The sequence below is a fragment of the Nonomuraea sp. NPDC049141 genome, from assembly GCF_040648415.1.
Taxonomy (GTDB): domain Bacteria; phylum Actinomycetota; class Actinomycetes; order Streptosporangiales; family Streptosporangiaceae; genus Nonomuraea.
Genome location: NZ_JBEZDR010000001.1, coordinates 100,371 through 115,941 on the forward strand (window position 1 = coordinate 100,371; position 15,571 = coordinate 115,941).

Annotated in this window: 11 protein-coding genes; 5 read left to right on the forward strand and 6 right to left on the reverse strand. The window is 71.6% G+C overall.

Translation table 11 applies throughout. The features are described from left to right. The first annotated feature begins 95 nt into the window (after positions 1–95). The 3 genes from AB0B91_RS00485 to AB0B91_RS00495 all read left to right on the forward strand — a co-directional run bounded on the left by AB0B91_RS00485 (position 96) and on the right by AB0B91_RS00495 (position 2,674). Positions 96–926: a helix-turn-helix transcriptional regulator gene (locus AB0B91_RS00485; protein ID WP_358312553.1), complete on the forward strand. Its 831-nt coding sequence runs from the start codon at positions 96–98 to the stop codon at positions 924–926. Position 927: 1 nt separating this feature from the next. Beyond that, complete coding sequence (locus tag AB0B91_RS00490) at positions 928–1,965, forward strand: zinc-dependent alcohol dehydrogenase family protein (protein ID WP_358312556.1); 1,038 nt, start codon at positions 928–930, stop codon at positions 1,963–1,965. Between the two features lie 103 nt (positions 1,966–2,068). Further along, entirely contained in the window at positions 2,069–2,674 is a 606-nt protein-coding gene (locus tag AB0B91_RS00495; RefSeq protein WP_358034121.1) for a response regulator transcription factor, read from the forward strand. A 3-nt stretch (positions 2,675–2,677) separates the two neighbouring features. Here AB0B91_RS00495 and AB0B91_RS00500 read toward each other — a convergent pair whose 3' ends face one another. The 6 genes from AB0B91_RS00500 to AB0B91_RS00525 form a co-directional block, all read right to left on the reverse strand. After that, positions 2,678–4,675 carry a prolyl oligopeptidase family serine peptidase gene (locus AB0B91_RS00500; protein ID WP_358312559.1) on the reverse strand — a complete coding sequence of 666 codons (1,998 nt, stop codon included), beginning with the start codon at positions 4,673–4,675 and terminating at the stop codon, positions 2,678–2,680. Then, positions 4,672–6,510 (reverse strand): ATP-binding cassette domain-containing protein, encoded by a 1,839-nt coding sequence (locus tag AB0B91_RS00505; RefSeq protein ID WP_358312562.1) that lies wholly within the window; start codon positions 6,508–6,510, stop codon positions 4,672–4,674. The genes AB0B91_RS00500 and AB0B91_RS00505 overlap by 4 nt, the downstream gene beginning before the upstream one ends. Beyond that, entirely contained in the window at positions 6,507–8,315 is a 1,809-nt protein-coding gene (locus tag AB0B91_RS00510; protein WP_358312565.1) for an ABC transporter ATP-binding protein, read from the reverse strand. The genes AB0B91_RS00505 and AB0B91_RS00510 overlap by 4 nt, the downstream gene beginning before the upstream one ends. Positions 8,316–8,404: 89 nt before the next feature. Continuing rightward, a complete protein-coding gene (locus AB0B91_RS00515) occupies positions 8,405–8,536 on the reverse strand; it encodes a SapB/AmfS family lanthipeptide (RefSeq protein ID WP_214639519.1) in 132 nt (43 codons plus the stop codon). Between the two features lie 3 nt (positions 8,537–8,539). Continuing rightward, the gene (lanKC, locus tag AB0B91_RS00520) at positions 8,540–11,098 is read right to left on the reverse strand and encodes a class III lanthionine synthetase LanKC (RefSeq protein ID WP_358312579.1); all 2,559 of its coding nucleotides are present in this window, start codon (positions 11,096–11,098) and stop codon (positions 8,540–8,542) included. 76 nt (positions 11,099–11,174) lie between these two features. Then, positions 11,175–12,281, reverse strand: coding sequence for a histidine kinase (locus tag AB0B91_RS00525; protein ID WP_358312582.1), 1,107 nt, complete (start codon positions 12,279–12,281; stop codon positions 11,175–11,177). Positions 12,282–12,493: 212 nt separating this feature from the next. Here AB0B91_RS00525 and AB0B91_RS00530 point away from each other — a divergent pair, with 212 nt between their 5' ends. Together AB0B91_RS00530 and polX are read left to right on the forward strand one after the other, a co-directional pair. Next, positions 12,494–13,462 carry an aldo/keto reductase gene (locus AB0B91_RS00530; protein WP_358312585.1) on the forward strand — a complete coding sequence of 323 codons (969 nt, stop codon included), beginning with the start codon at positions 12,494–12,496 and terminating at the stop codon, positions 13,460–13,462. Positions 13,463–13,803: 341 nt separating this feature from the next. Continuing rightward, on the forward strand, positions 13,804–15,486 hold the full coding sequence (gene polX, locus AB0B91_RS00535; protein ID WP_358312589.1) for a DNA polymerase/3'-5' exonuclease PolX: 1,683 nt from the start codon (positions 13,804–13,806) through the stop codon (positions 15,484–15,486). The last annotated feature ends 85 nt before the right edge of the window (positions 15,487–15,571 follow it).

Sequence of the window (15,571 nt, forward strand, 5' to 3'; positions counted from 1 at the left end):
GGCCGGGCCGGAGCGTGAGAGACCTCCCTAACCTGGGATCGGCGGTACCACCCACGGCTCCCCGAGCAGGCGGGAACCTGACGGAAGATGGACGTATGAACCGCACCGAACTCGCCGAATTCCTCCGGAGCAGGCGCGCCCGCGTCACGCCGCAGGACGTCGCGCTGCCGAGTGGCGGTCAGCGCCGCACGCCGGGCCTGCGCAGGCAGGAGGTCGCGCAGCTCGCGGGCATGTCGATCGACTACTACATCCGGCTGGAGCAGGGCCGCGGCCCGCACCCGTCGCGTCAGGTGCTGAACGCGCTGGCCAGGGCGCTCATGCTCGGCCAGGACGAGCGCGTTCACCTGTTCAACCTGGCGGGCCAGGCGCTGGAGACGCCGCGGATGAGAGGCGACGTGCCCGCCGGCGTCCGGCACCTGATCGCCTTCCTGGAGGAGCTGCCCGCCTACGTGGTCGACGTCAAGTACGACATCCTGGTCTGGAACCCGCTCGCGGGCCTGCTCCTGGGCGACCTCGACTCGCGCTCGCGCGACGACCTCAACGTCATCCGCTGGCTGTTCCGCGACCCCGACATCGCCGAGCGCATCATCGACGAGGAGAGGGGCCGCTTCGCCCGCGGCTCCGTGGCCGACCTGCGCGCCGCGGCGGGCCGCTACCCGGACGACCCGGGCATCCAGGCGTTGGTCGCCGAGATGCTGGCGCTGAGCCCCGAGTTCGCCGAACTGTGGGCCAGGCACGAGGTGCAGATCCGCAGGGAACATCGCAAGCGCATCTCCCATCCCGCGGTCGGCGTCATCGAGACGACCTGCCAGGTCCTGTCCATCCCCGAGCGCGAGGACCTGCGGCTCATCCTCTACACGACCGAACCCGGTTCCGCCGCCCACCAGGCCTTGCGCGAGTTGCGGCAGTTGACCCTAAGCTCATGAGATGCGAGCCGTTGCGTTTGACCTGTTCGGTGGGGAACTCGACCTGCGCGAGCTGCCCGACCCGTCGCCGGCGCCGCACGGGGCGGTGATCAGGGTCGAGGCGACGGGCCTGTGCCGCAGCGACTGGCACGGCTGGCAGGGCCACGACCCCGACATCCGCGTCCTGCCCCACGTACCCGGGCACGAGCTCGCGGGCGTCGTGGAGGCGGTCGGCGCCGACGTGCGCGACTGGCTGCCCGGCGCCAGGATCACCGTCCCGTTCGTCTGCGCCTGCGGATCCTGTAGCGCCTGCGCGGCCGGCGAGCAGCAGGTATGCGAGCGGCAGACCCAGCCCGGCTTCACCCACTGGGGCTCCTACGCCGAATACGTGGCGATCGACCACGCCGACGTGAACCTGATCCCGGTCCCCGAGGAGATGGCCTACGTGACCGCGGCCGGTCTCGGCTGCCGCTTCGCCACCGCCTTCCGCGCCATCGCGCAGGTGGGCGCGGTGCGTCCGGGCGAATGGGTGGCCGTACACGGCTGCGGCGGCGTCGGCCTGTCCGCCATCATGATCGCCACCGCGGCCGGAGCGCGCGTGGTGGCCGTCGACATCAGCACCGACGCGCTCCAACTCGCCGAGCAGGCGGGCGCCACGCACTTCGTCGACGGCTCGGCCGGAGACGCGGGCGCCCAGGTCAGGGAGCTGACCAGGGGCGGGGCGCACCTGTCGCTCGACGCGCTGGGCAGCGCCCAGACCTGCGTGGCCTCCGTCGAGAGCCTGCGCCGCCGCGGCCGGCACGTGCAGGTCGGGCTGCTGCCCGGCGGGGCGACGCCGGTGCCGATGGACCGGGTGATCGGGTACGAGTTGCGGCTGCTCGGCAGCCACGGCATGGCCGCGCACGCCTACGCGCCGATGATGGAGATGATCAGGGCCGGGATCCTGCACCCCGACCAGCTCATCACCAGGACCATCGGGCTCGCCGACGCGGGCAAGGCCCTGGCCTCGATCGGCAGCGTGCCCGGCGTGACGATGATCACGCCCCGCTTTCCCCTGTAGGTGTCCGACCGGCCGCTTGGTACGTCGCCGGCCGCTTTGCAGCCGGTGCCGGATAGGTCAGACTTGGGACTCACAGGCTTGCTGGCTGACCGTGAGGACAACAGTGATCCGAACCTTGCTCGCTGAAGACATGCATCTGGTGCGAGGAGCGATCGTGGCATTGCTGGCCTATGAGGAGGATATCGAGATCGTCGCGGAGGTCGACCGGGGTGATCACATCCTCCGCACCGCCAAGACGGTCCGGCCCGACGTGGCGGTGCTCGACATCGCGCTACCCGGCAAGGACGGGCTGGAGGCCGCCGGCGAGCTGCACGACAACCTGCCGGAGTGCGGCGTGCTCATCCTCACCGGCGTCGGCACTCCCGGGCTGCTGAAGCGGGCCCTGGACGTGCACGTGCGGGGGTTCATGGCCAAGGACGCGCCGCCCGGTCAGCTCGCCGACGCCATCAGGAGGGTGGCCGACGGGGAGCGGGTCATCGACTCCGAGCTGGCGATCGCCGCGATGAGCCCGCCGGAGGCGCCGCTGACGGAGCGCGAGCTGGACGTGATCGGTGCCGCGGCCGAGGGGGCCACGGTGTCCGAGATCGCCGCCTCGCTGTTCCTCGCGGAAGGAACGGTCCGAAACTACCTCTACCGCAGTACGGCGAAGCTGGGGGCGCGCAGTCGGATCGACGCGATCCGCATCGCCCGCGAGTCCGGCTGGATCTAATGCTTATGGCGTTGGTTTCAGGCCTGTGTGGGCGGCGGCGAAGGCGAGCACGTCGGCGGCCAGGCTGATCGACCTGCTGACCGCTCTCGCGCCGTGGCCGACGTCGCGCTCGTGGCGCAGCAGGATCGGCCGTTCTCCCGCCGTCGCCCACTGCAGGGCCGCGCACATCTTGCGGGCGTGCATCGGATCCACCCGGGAGTCGGCGCCGGAGACGGTGAACAGCGTCGCCGGGTAGTCGACCCCCTGGCCGACGTGGTGATAGGGCGAGTAGCCGAGCAGCCAGCCCAGCTCCCCGGGATGGTCCGCGGAGCCGTACTCACCGGCCCAGGTCGCCCCGAGCCCGGACCTCTCGTACCGCACCATGTCCAGCAGCCCCGCGGAGCACACGACGGCGGCGAACAGCCCGGGCCGCTGCGTCATGGCGGCTCCCACGAGCAGCCCGCCGTTCGACTCGCCCCAGACGGCGAGCCGGTCGGGCGTCGTCCATCCGTCGTCGATCAGCTTCTCGGCGGCGGCGATGAAGTCCTGGAAGACGTTCTGCTTGCGGTCCAGCATGCCGTCGCGGTGCCACGCCTCGCCTTCCTCCCCGCCGCCACGCAGGTTGGCGACGGCCAGCACGCCGCCGGACTCGACCCAGGCGAGGGAGTCGGCCGCGTACCCGGGGGTGAGCGACATCCCGAATCCGCCGTAACCGGTCAGGATCGTGGGCCGGGGGCCGCCGGAGTGCGGGCGCGCGACGACCACCATGCGGACCCGGGTCCCGTCGGTGGAGTCGTACTCGAGCTGGTGACTCTCCACCCGAGACCCCTTCCGCACCACACCGCTCACGGCCGGCGCCTCGTCGGCGGTCGATGACCAGAGGGTGGTCGTTCCCTCGCGGGCGTCGTAGCGCCAGACCTCCACCGGGGTGGCCGCGTCCGTGTAGGCGAACCACGCCTCGTGGCCGCCGCCGGGGCGGGAGGTCAGCGAGGCGATGGAGCCGCTGCCGGGCAGCGGGACCGTGCCCAGGCGTTCGCCGGTGGCGGCGTCGTGCAGCGCGATCTCACCGACGGCGTGGCGGGTCCTGGCGACGAGGAGCCGGCCCCCGTCGAGCAGCGTGAACGCCCCGAGCACGGCCGCGGGATCCTCGGGCACGAGCTCCTCCCACGCGGCGGGCGTGGCCGGGTCGGCGACGCAGAGCCGGCGCCGGGGTGCCTCGTGGTCGGTGACGATGTACAGGCGGTCGTCCGGGCCCACCGCCGCCGCGCTGCGCGCCGCCACTCCTTCCTGGATCACCTTCTGCTCGAGGTGCTCGGGCGGGCCTGCGGAGAGGTCGGCGAGGTAGAGGTCGTTCCGGGCGGGGGTGCCCGCCGAGATCACCAGCCAGCGCCCGTCGGCGCTGATCTGCAGGCCGTACGAGACCGCTCCGCGGGTGAAGACCTGGACGTCGCCGCCGGGCCTGCGCAGGTGTACGCCCTGGTGGAAGCGGACGTAGAAGAACTCCCCGCCACCGGGCAGCCAGGCGACCGGCGAGTAGCGGCAGCCGCCGATCGGGCCGTCGACGATCTCGCGGGTGGCGACGTCCATGACGTACAGGTCCGCCCGCTCGTCCCCGCTCCTCGACAGCTGGTACGCCAGCAGACGCCCCTCCCAGTCGGGCTGCCAGTCGTCCAGCGTGGTGAGTCCGGTGGCGTCGAGCTCCATGGGATCGAGCAGGGGCCGGTCGTCGCAGTACAGCACCGGGTGCTCCTGCCCCGCGGACTGGGACAGGTGGAAGCGCCGGTCGCCGCGCCACACCGGCGGGGTGCTCATGCCGGTGACGCTGAGCTCGGTCAGGCGCTTCTGGAAGTGTTCGCGGAGGGGGAGGCGGGTGGCGTGGTGCTGCCAGAGCCGGTCCTGTTCGGCCAGCCAGGTACGGGTGGCGGGATCGGCGGCGTCCTCCAGCCACCGGTAGGGGTCGGTGACGAGGTGGCCGTGGAGGTCCTCGACGAACGACAGGCGTGCTGCGTCCGGATATTTCATGACACGGGCTCCGGTTGCCAATGGCCGGACAGGTCGGCGTACGTGGGTGAGCTACGGACGAGCTCGTCGTGCGTGCCGACCACGGCCTGGCCGGCGTCCATGAGCAGGATGCGGCGGGCGCGCGTGGCCGAGGTGAGTCGGTGGGCGACGACGATCAGCGTGCCACCCCGCCGCGCGAACGCGGCCTCCACCCGCGCCTCGGCCGCGGGGTCGAGATGACAGGTGGCCTCGTCCAGGATGACCAGGCTCGCCGGGGCGAGGTAGGCCCGCACGAGGGCGATCAGCTGCCGCTGCCCGGCGGACAGGGCGCCGGGATCGAGCTCTGCCGGGCCCGCCGTCAGGCCGGTGGCGCCGAGCGCGGTGATGGCGGCCTCGACCTGGCGGGGTGGCGCGTCGCTCAGGTAGGTGAGGTTCTCGTGCAGCGAACCGCGGAAGACGTACGCCTCCTGAGGGATCAGCACCCGCGCGGCGGGAGACACGTCGGCGGCGGGGACCCCGCCGATCCGGACGTCACCGGCGTCCGGCTGGAGCAGGCCGCTGATCAGAGCTGCCAGGGTGGACTTACCGGCACCACTCGGGCCGACCACCGCCAGATGATCACCCTCGGGGATGTCAAGATCGAGACCATCGATCACCGCCTCGGAGTGCGGCCCATAGGCGAACGTAACCCCCCTCAACCGCACACCACCCATCGACGACCACCCCGCTCCCACCGTCCGGGTCTGGACCTCAGGCAAGCGCTCCACGCCTGCCGAGGGGGCTGCTTCCAGAAGGCCCGCAGACGCCTGCCCCGGACCCGCCATGGGGGCTGCGGGCGCCTGCCTCGCTCCCGCCGCCCGGACCTGGACCTCAGGCGAGCGCCCTGCGCCCCCTGAGGGGGCCACGGACGGGACCAGGGGTCCGGAGGTGGCGATGCGGCGGAGGGTGGCCACCAGGCTGACGCCGCTGACGCCGAGGCCCTGGACGAGGCCGTTCAGGGCGGGGGCCAGGGATTGCGTGACGTAGGCCAGGGCACCCACCACGACCCCGGCGCCGGCGCCGCCGCTGAGCAGCCAGGGCGTGCCGCCCAGGACCAGCACCACGGGCAGCCAGGCGCCGACGGCGAGCGCGATCGTGCGCGCGGCGGTCAGGCGGGCCAGGCCGCGCGCCGCCGACGCCTGTGCCTCGACCCGGTCGGCCAGCGCGGCGCCCACGCGGTCCTCGGCGCCGCAGGCCACGATGTCGCGCAGCCCGCCGGCCATCCCCGTCATCGACTCGGCGAGCCGTTCGTCGGCCATCAGGAACGCCCGCTGCCGCCGCGCCAGGGCGGGCAGCGACACCAGGAACAGCCCCAGCCCGGCGGCGAACGGCGGCAACACCAGCAGCGCCGCGGCCGGAGCCAGCGTGAGCAGCCCCAGCACCACGCTCACCACGGTGAACGCGAACCCGCGCACGGTGGTGACCACCGCCGCGAACGCGTCCCTGGCCAGCTCGACCTGGAGCCCGGCCCGGGTGACGGCGGCGGTGTCCGGGCGGGCGGACATCGAGTGTGCGGCGCGGCGCATGGCCCCACCGACGACGTGAGCGAGCAGATCGTCCCGGAACGGCTCGGCGACCGCCGCCACGGCGAGGATGACCTGCCGGGCGGCGACCGCGGCGACCAGCCACGTGCAGCCGAGCGCCGCCAGCCAGGCCAGCCCCACGGAGGGGCGGGCCACCGCGAAGCCGTCCTCGATGGCGCGGGCGACAGCGTGCCCGATGAGGAACGCCGGCCCCGCCTCCAGCACCGACCACAGACAGATGCGCACCAGCGCGTACGGCCGGCGCCGCAGCGCCCGCCACAGCAGCGGCCTCATGAGACGTCTCCCTGGAACACGGCCCGGTAGCGCGGGTCCCGCCACAGTTCGTGATGCGGCGCGTGGCCGAGCACCGTGCCGTCCTCCAGCCAGACGACCCGGTCGGCGCGGGACGCCGTGGTCAGCCGGTGGGCCACGATGAGCCGGGTACGTCCCCGGGACTCGGCGGTGAGGGCGTTGCCGACCTGGCGTTCGGTGACGGTGTCGAGGCTGGAGGTGGCGTCGTCGAGCACCAGGAGGCGTTCTCCTTGCGCGAACGCCCTGGCCAGGCCGATCCGCTGCCGTTCGCCGCCCGAGAGCGGGGTGTCCGCCATGGGGGTCGCGTATCCGTCGGGCAGGCGGCGGATGAACCCGTCCGCGCACGCCGCCGTCGCCGCCGCGGGCACGGTCCCGTGGTCGTCCGTACCGAGTCCGATGGCCTCGCCGACCGTGTCGCCGACCAGGACCGGCCGTTCGAAGGCGTACCCGATGGCCCGCCGCAGCTCGGCGCGGTCCAGCTCAGGCAGCGGTACGCCGTCCAGCAGCACCGTTCCCCCGGCGGGGTCGGCCAGCCGCGCCACGAGGGCGGCGAGCAGCGACTTGCCGGAACCGGAACGCCCCACCACGGCGGTGACGGAGCCCCCGGCGAGCACCAGCTCGTCCACGGCCAGACCGGCCGCCGTGACCGCCCGAAGCTCCACCACGCCGCGCCCGCCGGGCCGCGCGTCGGCGCCCGGCGCTGCATGGGGGGCCGCTGCATGGGGGGTCGAAGCCGCGTGAAGGGTCGAAGCCGCCTGGGGGACCGAAGCTGCGTGAGAGGCCGAAGCCGTGTGAGGGGCCGGGGTCGCGTGGGAGGCCGGGAGGTGGCGGGTGCCGTATCGGGTGGGGGGCAGGGCGAGGAGTTCGGCGACGCGGCCGGCTGCCGCGCGTGCCCGGGCCAGGCCGCCGATGTGGCCGAGCGCGGTGCTCAGCGCCGCGCCCAGCACCGCGTACCTCGCCGCCGCGTACAGTTCGCCGATCGTGAGGTCGCCCGCGGCCAGCCGGAGCCCGCCCACGGCGAGTACGGCCACCTCCACCAGCGGCACGATGAGGCCCGCCTGGATGCCGGCGGAGGCGTTCGCCCGCCACAGCTCCATGCCGTGAGCCCGTAACCGGTCCAGAGGTCCCAGGACCCGGCGCGTCTCGCGGTCGGCGGTCCCGGCGGCGGCGATCGTACGGGCGCCGCCGAGCGCGTCCACCAGCCGGGCGGCGATCTCGCCCTGAACCTCCTGGTAGCCGCCCGCGATCGTGGTCGTGGCACGCAGGAAGGCCCGCAGGACGAGCAGGATGAGCGCGATCCCGGCGACCAGCGTCGCGGTCAGCGCGGGGTCGATGAGCGTGAGTGCCACCAGCGCGCCCACTGTGGGGACGAGCAGCGCCAGCGCGCCGGTCACGGACTCGGGGGCCCGGCCGGCCTCCTCGGCGTTCAGGCCGGCCCGGGTGACCAGCTCGCCTTCGGGGAAGCGGCGGATCGCGGCCGGACCGACGCCCAGCACGTGGCGCAGGACCGACAGACGCAGCCGGGCGGCCGCGTACGCGCTGCTCGCGCCGCGCGCCCAGACCCCGGCGCTCTCGCAGAGGATGATCCCGACGACGATCACCGCACAGGCCGTCAGCCAGGAAGTGGTCTCGGGCCGGGCGGAGACGAAGCCGTCGACGGTCCGGCCGGCCGCGTAGGGCAGTGCCAGTTCTCCGGCCGCTCCCGCGATCGCCGTGACCGCCAGAACGACGGGCCACGGGCCGCTTTTGCGTACCGCGTCCATTACCAGCCGGTCTCCGGCCCGCACGACGGTCTCCCTCCACAAAAAGACACCGACGAATAAAAAGAGAGCGATCCCCGCGCCGCGATGAGCGGCGCGGGGATCGGCGCCTTTTATCAGTGACAAAGTGCGACACTGAGGTTGCTCGGGTGGCCTGACTGACACGTCAGAGCGGTCAGAGTGCTGCCGCCGCTGGCGACGTCGCTGCTGGCCGGGGTCTCGAGACCCTGCAGGTCGAGAAGTACCATGTTCTACACCTCCTTCCGGGACTGGTGGGAGTCAGGCCGCCGTTCGGCGGCGGCCTCAAGGAAGGGCAGGCGTCGCGGCTGTTCGCCCATCACTGTGCCGAGGGCGAACAGGACGCCTGCCGTTCCGGTCGCGAAATCCATGGAGAAGCGCAGCAGTTGGTCGCCGGGGAAGGCCAGACCGCCGCCGTACGGCAACGCGTGCCAGCGCATGCCCTTGACCTGGGCGTCGGCCGGCCCGCCAAGCCCGCACCCGAGGGCGGCGACGATGCCCGCGCGCCCGGTGAACAGCCCCGGCTGGACGAAGAACCCGGAACGCGCGACCAGCCGCAGATCTCGTAGTGCGGCCGCGAACGTCTCGTCTTCCCGGTGCGCCAGGTAGCGGGCGAGCACCAGGCCGATCCCGACGGACCCCTCGTCCAGGTACGGCAGCAGCCGCCACCCCTGGTTCACCTGGAGCGAGCCGTCCTCGGCCGCGCGGCAGCGGCGCAGGTCCTGCCGGAGCGCGACGGCAGCCAGGTCGAGCAGCGCCGTGTCACCGGTGCGTTCGTAGGCGTGCAGGAACAGCAGGGCCGGTCCCGAGGAGCCGTACATGAGCCCGGCCCGTGGATTCGTGCCGCCGCTGAGCTCGGGGACGTCGTCGGCGCCGCCGAGCCGGTCCGCGCAGATGTCGACGGCCCGGAGCGCGCTCTGTTCGAGTTCGGGTTCGTCCAGGTGGAAGAGGTTCAGTCCGATGCCGGACAGGCCGGAGAAGAGCGCCGATTCCAGGCGGTCCCACTTCTCGCGCAGGCTGATCTCGATCACGTCGAGCGCGTCCTGCCGGTGGCCGAGCAGGTTGAGTACGTGGGCGATGCCGTGCAGGCCGTCGTAGAAGCCGAGGCCGGAGCCTGGCGCCGGACGCTTGGCCCGGGAGAGCAGCCAGTTCTCGTACTCGGGGAAGCGTCCGGCTCCGGTCGCCTCCAGGGCGTACAGGACGCCGGCGGCGCCGTACGCGAGGTTGAGGCCGCCGCCCGGCTGGAACTGGGCCACGTCACCGGGGAAGAGCCGGTCGTCGCGTTCGGGTGTCGCGGCGGCCCGGACGGCCCGCCACATGGCGGCACGCAGTTCGGGCCAGGGGGCGCTCCCGGGCATCGGCAGGGCGCGCATCTCACCGTCGTCGCGCTCGTCGCCCGCGATCGTGGACACGGCCGGCGCGATCTCGGGGGTGAACGTGTCGCCCACGATCTCGCCCAGGTGCCGGACCTTGGCCCGGTGTAACGGCAGCATGATGGTGCACTGCGGGGCGAACAGCCCGAGCCGCAGGCAGGCCATCGCGTACCTGTCGACGTCGACGCCCTGCCGGTCGGCCGGCGCCACGTACGCGGGGTGGGCCAGCGCGGCGCGACCGCCCTCCTCGGCGAGCGTGGCGACCTCGTAGTCGATGAGCACGACGCGGCCGCTCTCGGTCAGCAGGATGTTGTCGGGGTGCAGGTCGCCGAAGACCACGCCGCGCTCGTGCAGCGACCCGAGCGCCTGCTCCACCCGGTCCAGGGTGTCGAGGGCCCAGTCCGTGTAGCCGGCGAGGTCGTCCGGGGTACAGGTCGCCCGGGTCAGGGGGTACCTGTGCACCAGGCGCCGTTGCAGCGTGGTCCCGTCGACGAACTCCTGCACCAGGAAGTGATGCTCGCCGAGGGTGAAGTAGCCGAGCAGGTCCGGCGCCGCGGGCAGCCCGGCCAGGCGGCGCAGGATGTCGCGCTCGTGCGTCAGCCGCGCCACCGCGTCGCGTCCCGCCGTGTCGAGCCCGGCGTGCGGCCTGGCCTCCTTCAGCACGACCCGGTCGCCGGTCCGCTGGTCACGGCCGAGGTAGACGCCGCCGCCGTTGGAGAAGTGCAGCACCTTCTCGATCTCGTACGGCAGGCCGGTCGTGGTCACGGCGTTGCGCGCGGCGAGATGGGGTTCCAGGAACTCGGGCAGCGTCGCCCAGGCAGGCACCGAGAACGTGGCGCCCCGCACGTCGGGCACGAGTTGCCCGCCGCCGTCCTCGATGGCCAGCACCCGCTCGCCGCCGCCGGACAGGCAGTGCCGCTCGGCGAAGCCGCCGTAGCGGACGAACAGCGGTCCCTCGCCGTAGCGCAGGTCGCTCAGGATGTACGGGCCGCGCACGTCGCGCAGCAGTTCGTCCAGCTCTTTGAGGACGAGTTCGAGCTGGCCCTCGTCGCGGGGGTAGATCGTGATCAGTTTGCCGCTCGACGCCCGCGAGGCCGCCTTGGAGTTGAGCATGACGTGGACCGGGACACCGCGCAGGAACTTGAACGCGATCCCGCGTGGCATGCAGTAGTCCCAGACGGTCTCCACGGCCCGTTCGGCGTCGTCCACACGGGCCGACACGTGAATCTTCCAGCCCTGGGAAGGCAGGGGCGCCGCTCCGCCCGGCGCGTAATAGCACCAGGTCTCGGTCACCTCGTGCAGCCATCCTTCGGGAACCGGCCGGCGCACGATGGGGAAATCAGCGTCCTCGGCGGTGCTGTGCTCGAGGGTGTCGTAGAAACGACCGTCCGCGAGGCAGTACAGCTCATACTGGTCCATCTGACGCGACCTCCCGTGCGTTGTCAATTAGAGAATGACAACTCGCGAAGAAGGCGTCTAGTAACACACAACATTACTAAGGTGTGCTTATCTCATAGGCATTTGTGCGTTTTACACGTTTGTTTATCTGAGGAACATAAACCGAAAAGGTGAATTGGCCGCTGCGCACCGCGGTGATCTCCAGCCAGCCGCCCAGTCCGGACACCCGTTCGGTGAGGTTCATCAGCCCTTGGCCGGGCTCACCCGCTCTGCGTACCGGGCGGACGCCGTCGTTCTTGATCGACAGCCGGACCAGTTGGTCGCCTTCGAGCAACTGGATGGCGCAGTGCCGCGCCTCCGCGTGACGCAGCACGTTGGTCACGCCTTCGCGCAGGGCGTGGGTGAGCGTGTCGGCGACGTCCCCGGGCAGCTCCCGGCAGCTCACCCGGATCTGGCAGCGCACCCCGACCGACTCCAGCAGGGCGCGGGCCGAGCTCATCTCCCTTTCCAGCGAGGAGCGCCGCTCGCCGTGGGCGACGGCCCGCACGTCCCCGGCCAGGGTGCGCAGCAGTTCGAGCGTCTCGCCCACCTCCAGCTTCGCCTTGTCGTTGCCCTCCTCGACCAGCCGCTCGATGAGCTGCGTCTTCAGCACCAGGGCGGTGAGCCGGTGGCCCACCAGGTCGTGCAGGTCCCTGCTGAAGCGGCGCCGTTCCAGCGCCACGGTCGTACGGATGGTGTCGGTCCTGGCGGCGGCCAGTTGCTGCGCCCGCGCCGCCAGGCTCACCAGGGCGAACTCCATCAGGCCGAGCACCGGGCCGGCCAGCGCCCACCCCCGGTCCGTGAGCGCCTCGCGGGGAGCCGCGAGCAGGACGGGCCCGCAGCACACGGCCAGCGCCACCAGCGCCGTCGACCGGATCCGCTCGGCCACCAGCAGCAGCGCGCCGGCCAGCAGCCCGCACATCGGCGTCCACGCCGCGCCGAACAGCGCCAGCGGCAGGTACGTCAGCCACGCCTGCACGCCGACCAGCCACCACGCCGCGGACCCGCGCGCCAGAGTCCCCAGCACGAACTGGGCGTGGACGGCCAGCAGGGCGAGCAACGTCACCGAGGCCGTCAGCGAGGATCCGGAACCGGCCAACCCCCACTGCACCGGCACCGTCAGGGCGAGGAGCCCGGCCGTGAAGGCCAGCCAGGCCATGTTCATGGGGGACGCGGGAACAATGCCGAGTAAGCGCAGCCGGGGAACCGGCTGGCTTTCCAAACCATTCACTCGTCCCCCGATACGCTGCGTCGCGAGCACCGAACCAACCGTCTTTCCCACGTGGATTCTGTAAAGCTTCCCGGCTACATCGAGCACCACTCCCTGCCCGCCCCCGCCTGACTTACGCCGTGCGACGTGGTCCTAGGGTTACCGGTATGGATTACAGACGACTTGGTGACACCGGCCTGCGGGTCTCGCGCATCTGCCTGGGCATGATGAGCTACGGCGATCCGGCCAGGCAGGAATGGGCGCTGCCCGAGGACGAGGCCGAGCCGCTCGTCCGCCGGGCCGCCGACGGCGGTGTCACGTTCTTCGACACGGCCGACGTCTACAGCGCCGGCGCGAGCGAGGTCGTGACGGGGAACATCCTGCGCAAGATCTTCCCCAGGCGCGAGGACTATGTGCTGGCCACGAAGGTCTATTTCCCGATGGGCAAGGGGGTCAACGACCGGGGCCTGTCGCGCAAGCACATCCTCAACTCGATCGACGCCTCGCTGCGCCGGCTGGGCACCGACTATGTGGACCTTTACCAGATCCACCGGTGGGACGACGAGACGCCCATCGAGGAGACCATGGAGGCGCTGCACGACGTGGTCAGGTCGGGCAAGGTCCGCTACATCGGCGCCTCGACCATGTGGGCGTGGCAGTTCGCCAAGGCGCAGCACGTGGCGCAGGACAACGGGTGGACCAGGTTCGTGTCCATGCAGAACCACTACAACCTGCTGTACCGCGAGGAGGAGCGGGAGATGCTCCCGCTCTGCGCGGACCAGGGCGTGGGCGTGATCCCTTGGAGCCCGCTGGCGCGCGGCGTCCTGGCCCGCGCGGGCGCGTCGGAATCGACGACCAGGGCGGGCTCCGACTCGCGCATCGACGCCCTCTACGATCCCGCGAACGACGGGCTCATCCTGGACCGGGTGGCGGAGGTCGCGCGGGAGCACGGGCTGCCGGCGGCCCAGATCGCGCTGGCCTGGGTGCTGCGCCAGCCGACCGTCACCGCTCCGATCGTCGGGGCCACCAAGCCGGGCCACGTGGACGACGCGCTCGCCGCGCTGTCCGTGTCCCTGTCCGACAAGAACCTGGCCTCCCTCGCCGACCCGTACCGCCCCCGCGAGGTCCGTATGTGAGTTGTTTTCACGGCTTTCTTTACGGCCGGCACGGGAGGACCCACCCACCCTGCGGTGCTGGGGTCTCTCCAGGGGAACGCTCCTCCGGTGGAGGTGGTCGGGCGCCGTTACGTGCGTGTTCTTGACCATCTGGGTGGTCGTTTCGCGGCCGCCTGGACGGTCGGCCCTCTCGTCCGATCCCGATGGGCCTCCCTGGACACTGTACGCGTCCGACCCGTCACTGTCGCGTATCACCTTTATGTCACCTGGGCTTCTTGGACGGCTCCGGGGCCTCATACCGGCTCCGTCCGTGCCTGGCCCCGCGCTCGCCGTTTGTCGGAGTGGATCCCTAAGCTGGCTCCATGGCTAGGGCTAACGATGATGCGGCGGCGGCGCTTACCGAATACGCGGAGCTGTTCGCGTTGACCGGAGGCGACGCGTTCCGGGTGCGGAGCTATCAGAAGGCCGCCAAGGCGATCGCCGGGTTCCCCGAGGACATCTCGGTGGCCGACGTACGCGGGGTGCCGGGTGTGGGCGAGGCGATCGCCAAGAAGATGGAGGAGTTCCTGCAGCGCGGGAGCTTCCGCCAGCTCGACGACCTGCGCGGCCGGGTGCCCGAAGGGGTGCGGCGGCTGACCCGCGTGCCGACCCTGGGGCCGAAGACCGCGATCATGCTGTTCGAGGACTACGGCATCGACTCCCCGGCGGCACTCGGCGAGGCGATCACCTCCGGGCGGCTCGACGGCGTCAAGGGGCTCGGCCCGAAAACCCTCGCCAACCTGCTCAAGGGCATCGAGCAGCTCGAACAGTCGGGCCGCAGGGTGCACATCGGCGTCGCCATGTCCCTGGCCGAGCAGGTGATGACGTCGCTGAAGGCCGAGCGCATCGCCTACGCCGGGTCGCTGCGGCGGATGAAGGACACGATCGGCGACATCGACATCCTGGCCGTGGCGCCCGAGTCCATCATGACGGAGTTCCGCGCCCAGCCCTATGTGGCGGAGGTCATCGCGGCGGGCGACAAGAAGACGTCGGTACGCACCACATCCGGCCTCCAGGTGGACCTGCGCGTGGTGCCCGCCGAGTCGTGGGGCGCGGCGATGCAGTACTTCACCGGCTCCAAGGAGCACAACGTCGCCATCCGGGAGATGGCGGTGAAGAAGGGGTGGAAGCTCTCGGAATACGGGCTGTTCGAGGGTGAAAGGGTGATCGCCTCGGAGACCGAGGAGGACATCTACGCCGCGCTCGGCATGCAGTTCGTACCTCCGCCCATGCGCGAGGACGGCGGCGAGGTGAAGGCGGCGCTCCGCGGCGAACTGCCCGCCCTCGTACAACTCGCCGACCTCAAGGGCGACCTGCACACGCACACCAACCTGACGGACGGCATCGCCTCGCTGGAGGACATGGTGGCGGCGGGCCACGCCCGCGGCTACGTCTACTACGCGGTCACCGACCACGCCCCTGACCTGGCCATGCAGCGGATGACCCTGGACAAGGCGCTGGAGCAGCGGCAGCAGGTGGCGGACCTGCAACAGAAATATCCCGACATGCGACTCCTGCACGGCACCGAACTCAACATCGCCCCCGACGGCTCCGTCGACTGGCCCGGCGAGATCCTGCGCGAGTTCGACGTGTGCGTGGCCTCGGTCCATTCGCACTTCAGCATGTCCCGGGATGAAATGACCCGCCGCTTCATCGCCGCCTGCGAAAACCCCTATGTCGACATCATCGGCCACCCGACCACCCGCAAGATCGGCAAACGCCCGCAGGTGGACGCCGACTGGGAAGCCGTCTTCCGCGCGGCCGGCCGCACCGGGACGGCCATGGAGATCGACTCCTTCCCGGACAGATCCGACCTGCCCGCCGACCTGGTACGGCTGGCGAAGCACCATGGGGTGAAGTTCTCGATCGACAGCGATTCACACGCCATTCCCCACCTGACGAACCAGCGGTTCGGCATCGGGATCGCCCAGCGCGCGTGGCTGACCACGGAGGACGTCATCAACACCTGGCCGTTGGAGCGCCTGCTGGCATTCCTCGGCCGGTAGGCGCAGCCCTCCGCGTTTCCCGGCTGGGCGGCGCGGCCATCGTCCGATCGCCCCGCGCGGAACGCGCCGGCTCCCCGGGACTCAT

Bases quoted from the DNA above. Each gene is read 5' to 3' on its own strand.
- AB0B91_RS00505 (WP_358312562.1), bottom strand. From the start codon at position 6,510: ATGAGGCCGCTGCTGTGGCGGGCGCTGCGGCGCCGGCCGTACGCGCTG.
- AB0B91_RS00490 (WP_358312556.1), top strand. From the start codon at position 928: ATGCGAGCCGTTGCGTTTGACCTGTTCGGTGGGGAACTCGACCTGCGC.
- AB0B91_RS00525 (WP_358312582.1), bottom strand. From the start codon at position 12,281: ATGAACATGGCCTGGCTGGCCTTCACGGCCGGGCTCCTCGCCCTGACG.
- AB0B91_RS00500 (WP_358312559.1), bottom strand. From the start codon at position 4,675: ATGAAATATCCGGACGCAGCACGCCTGTCGTTCGTCGAGGACCTCCAC.
- AB0B91_RS00530 (WP_358312585.1), top strand. From the start codon at position 12,494: ATGGATTACAGACGACTTGGTGACACCGGCCTGCGGGTCTCGCGCATC.
- AB0B91_RS00485 (WP_358312553.1), top strand. From the start codon at position 96: ATGAACCGCACCGAACTCGCCGAATTCCTCCGGAGCAGGCGCGCCCGC.
- AB0B91_RS00515 (WP_214639519.1), bottom strand. From the start codon at position 8,536: ATGGTACTTCTCGACCTGCAGGGTCTCGAGACCCCGGCCAGCAGCGAC.
- polX (WP_358312589.1), top strand. From the start codon at position 13,804: ATGGCTAGGGCTAACGATGATGCGGCGGCGGCGCTTACCGAATACGCG.
- lanKC (WP_358312579.1), bottom strand. From the start codon at position 11,098: ATGGACCAGTATGAGCTGTACTGCCTCGCGGACGGTCGTTTCTACGAC.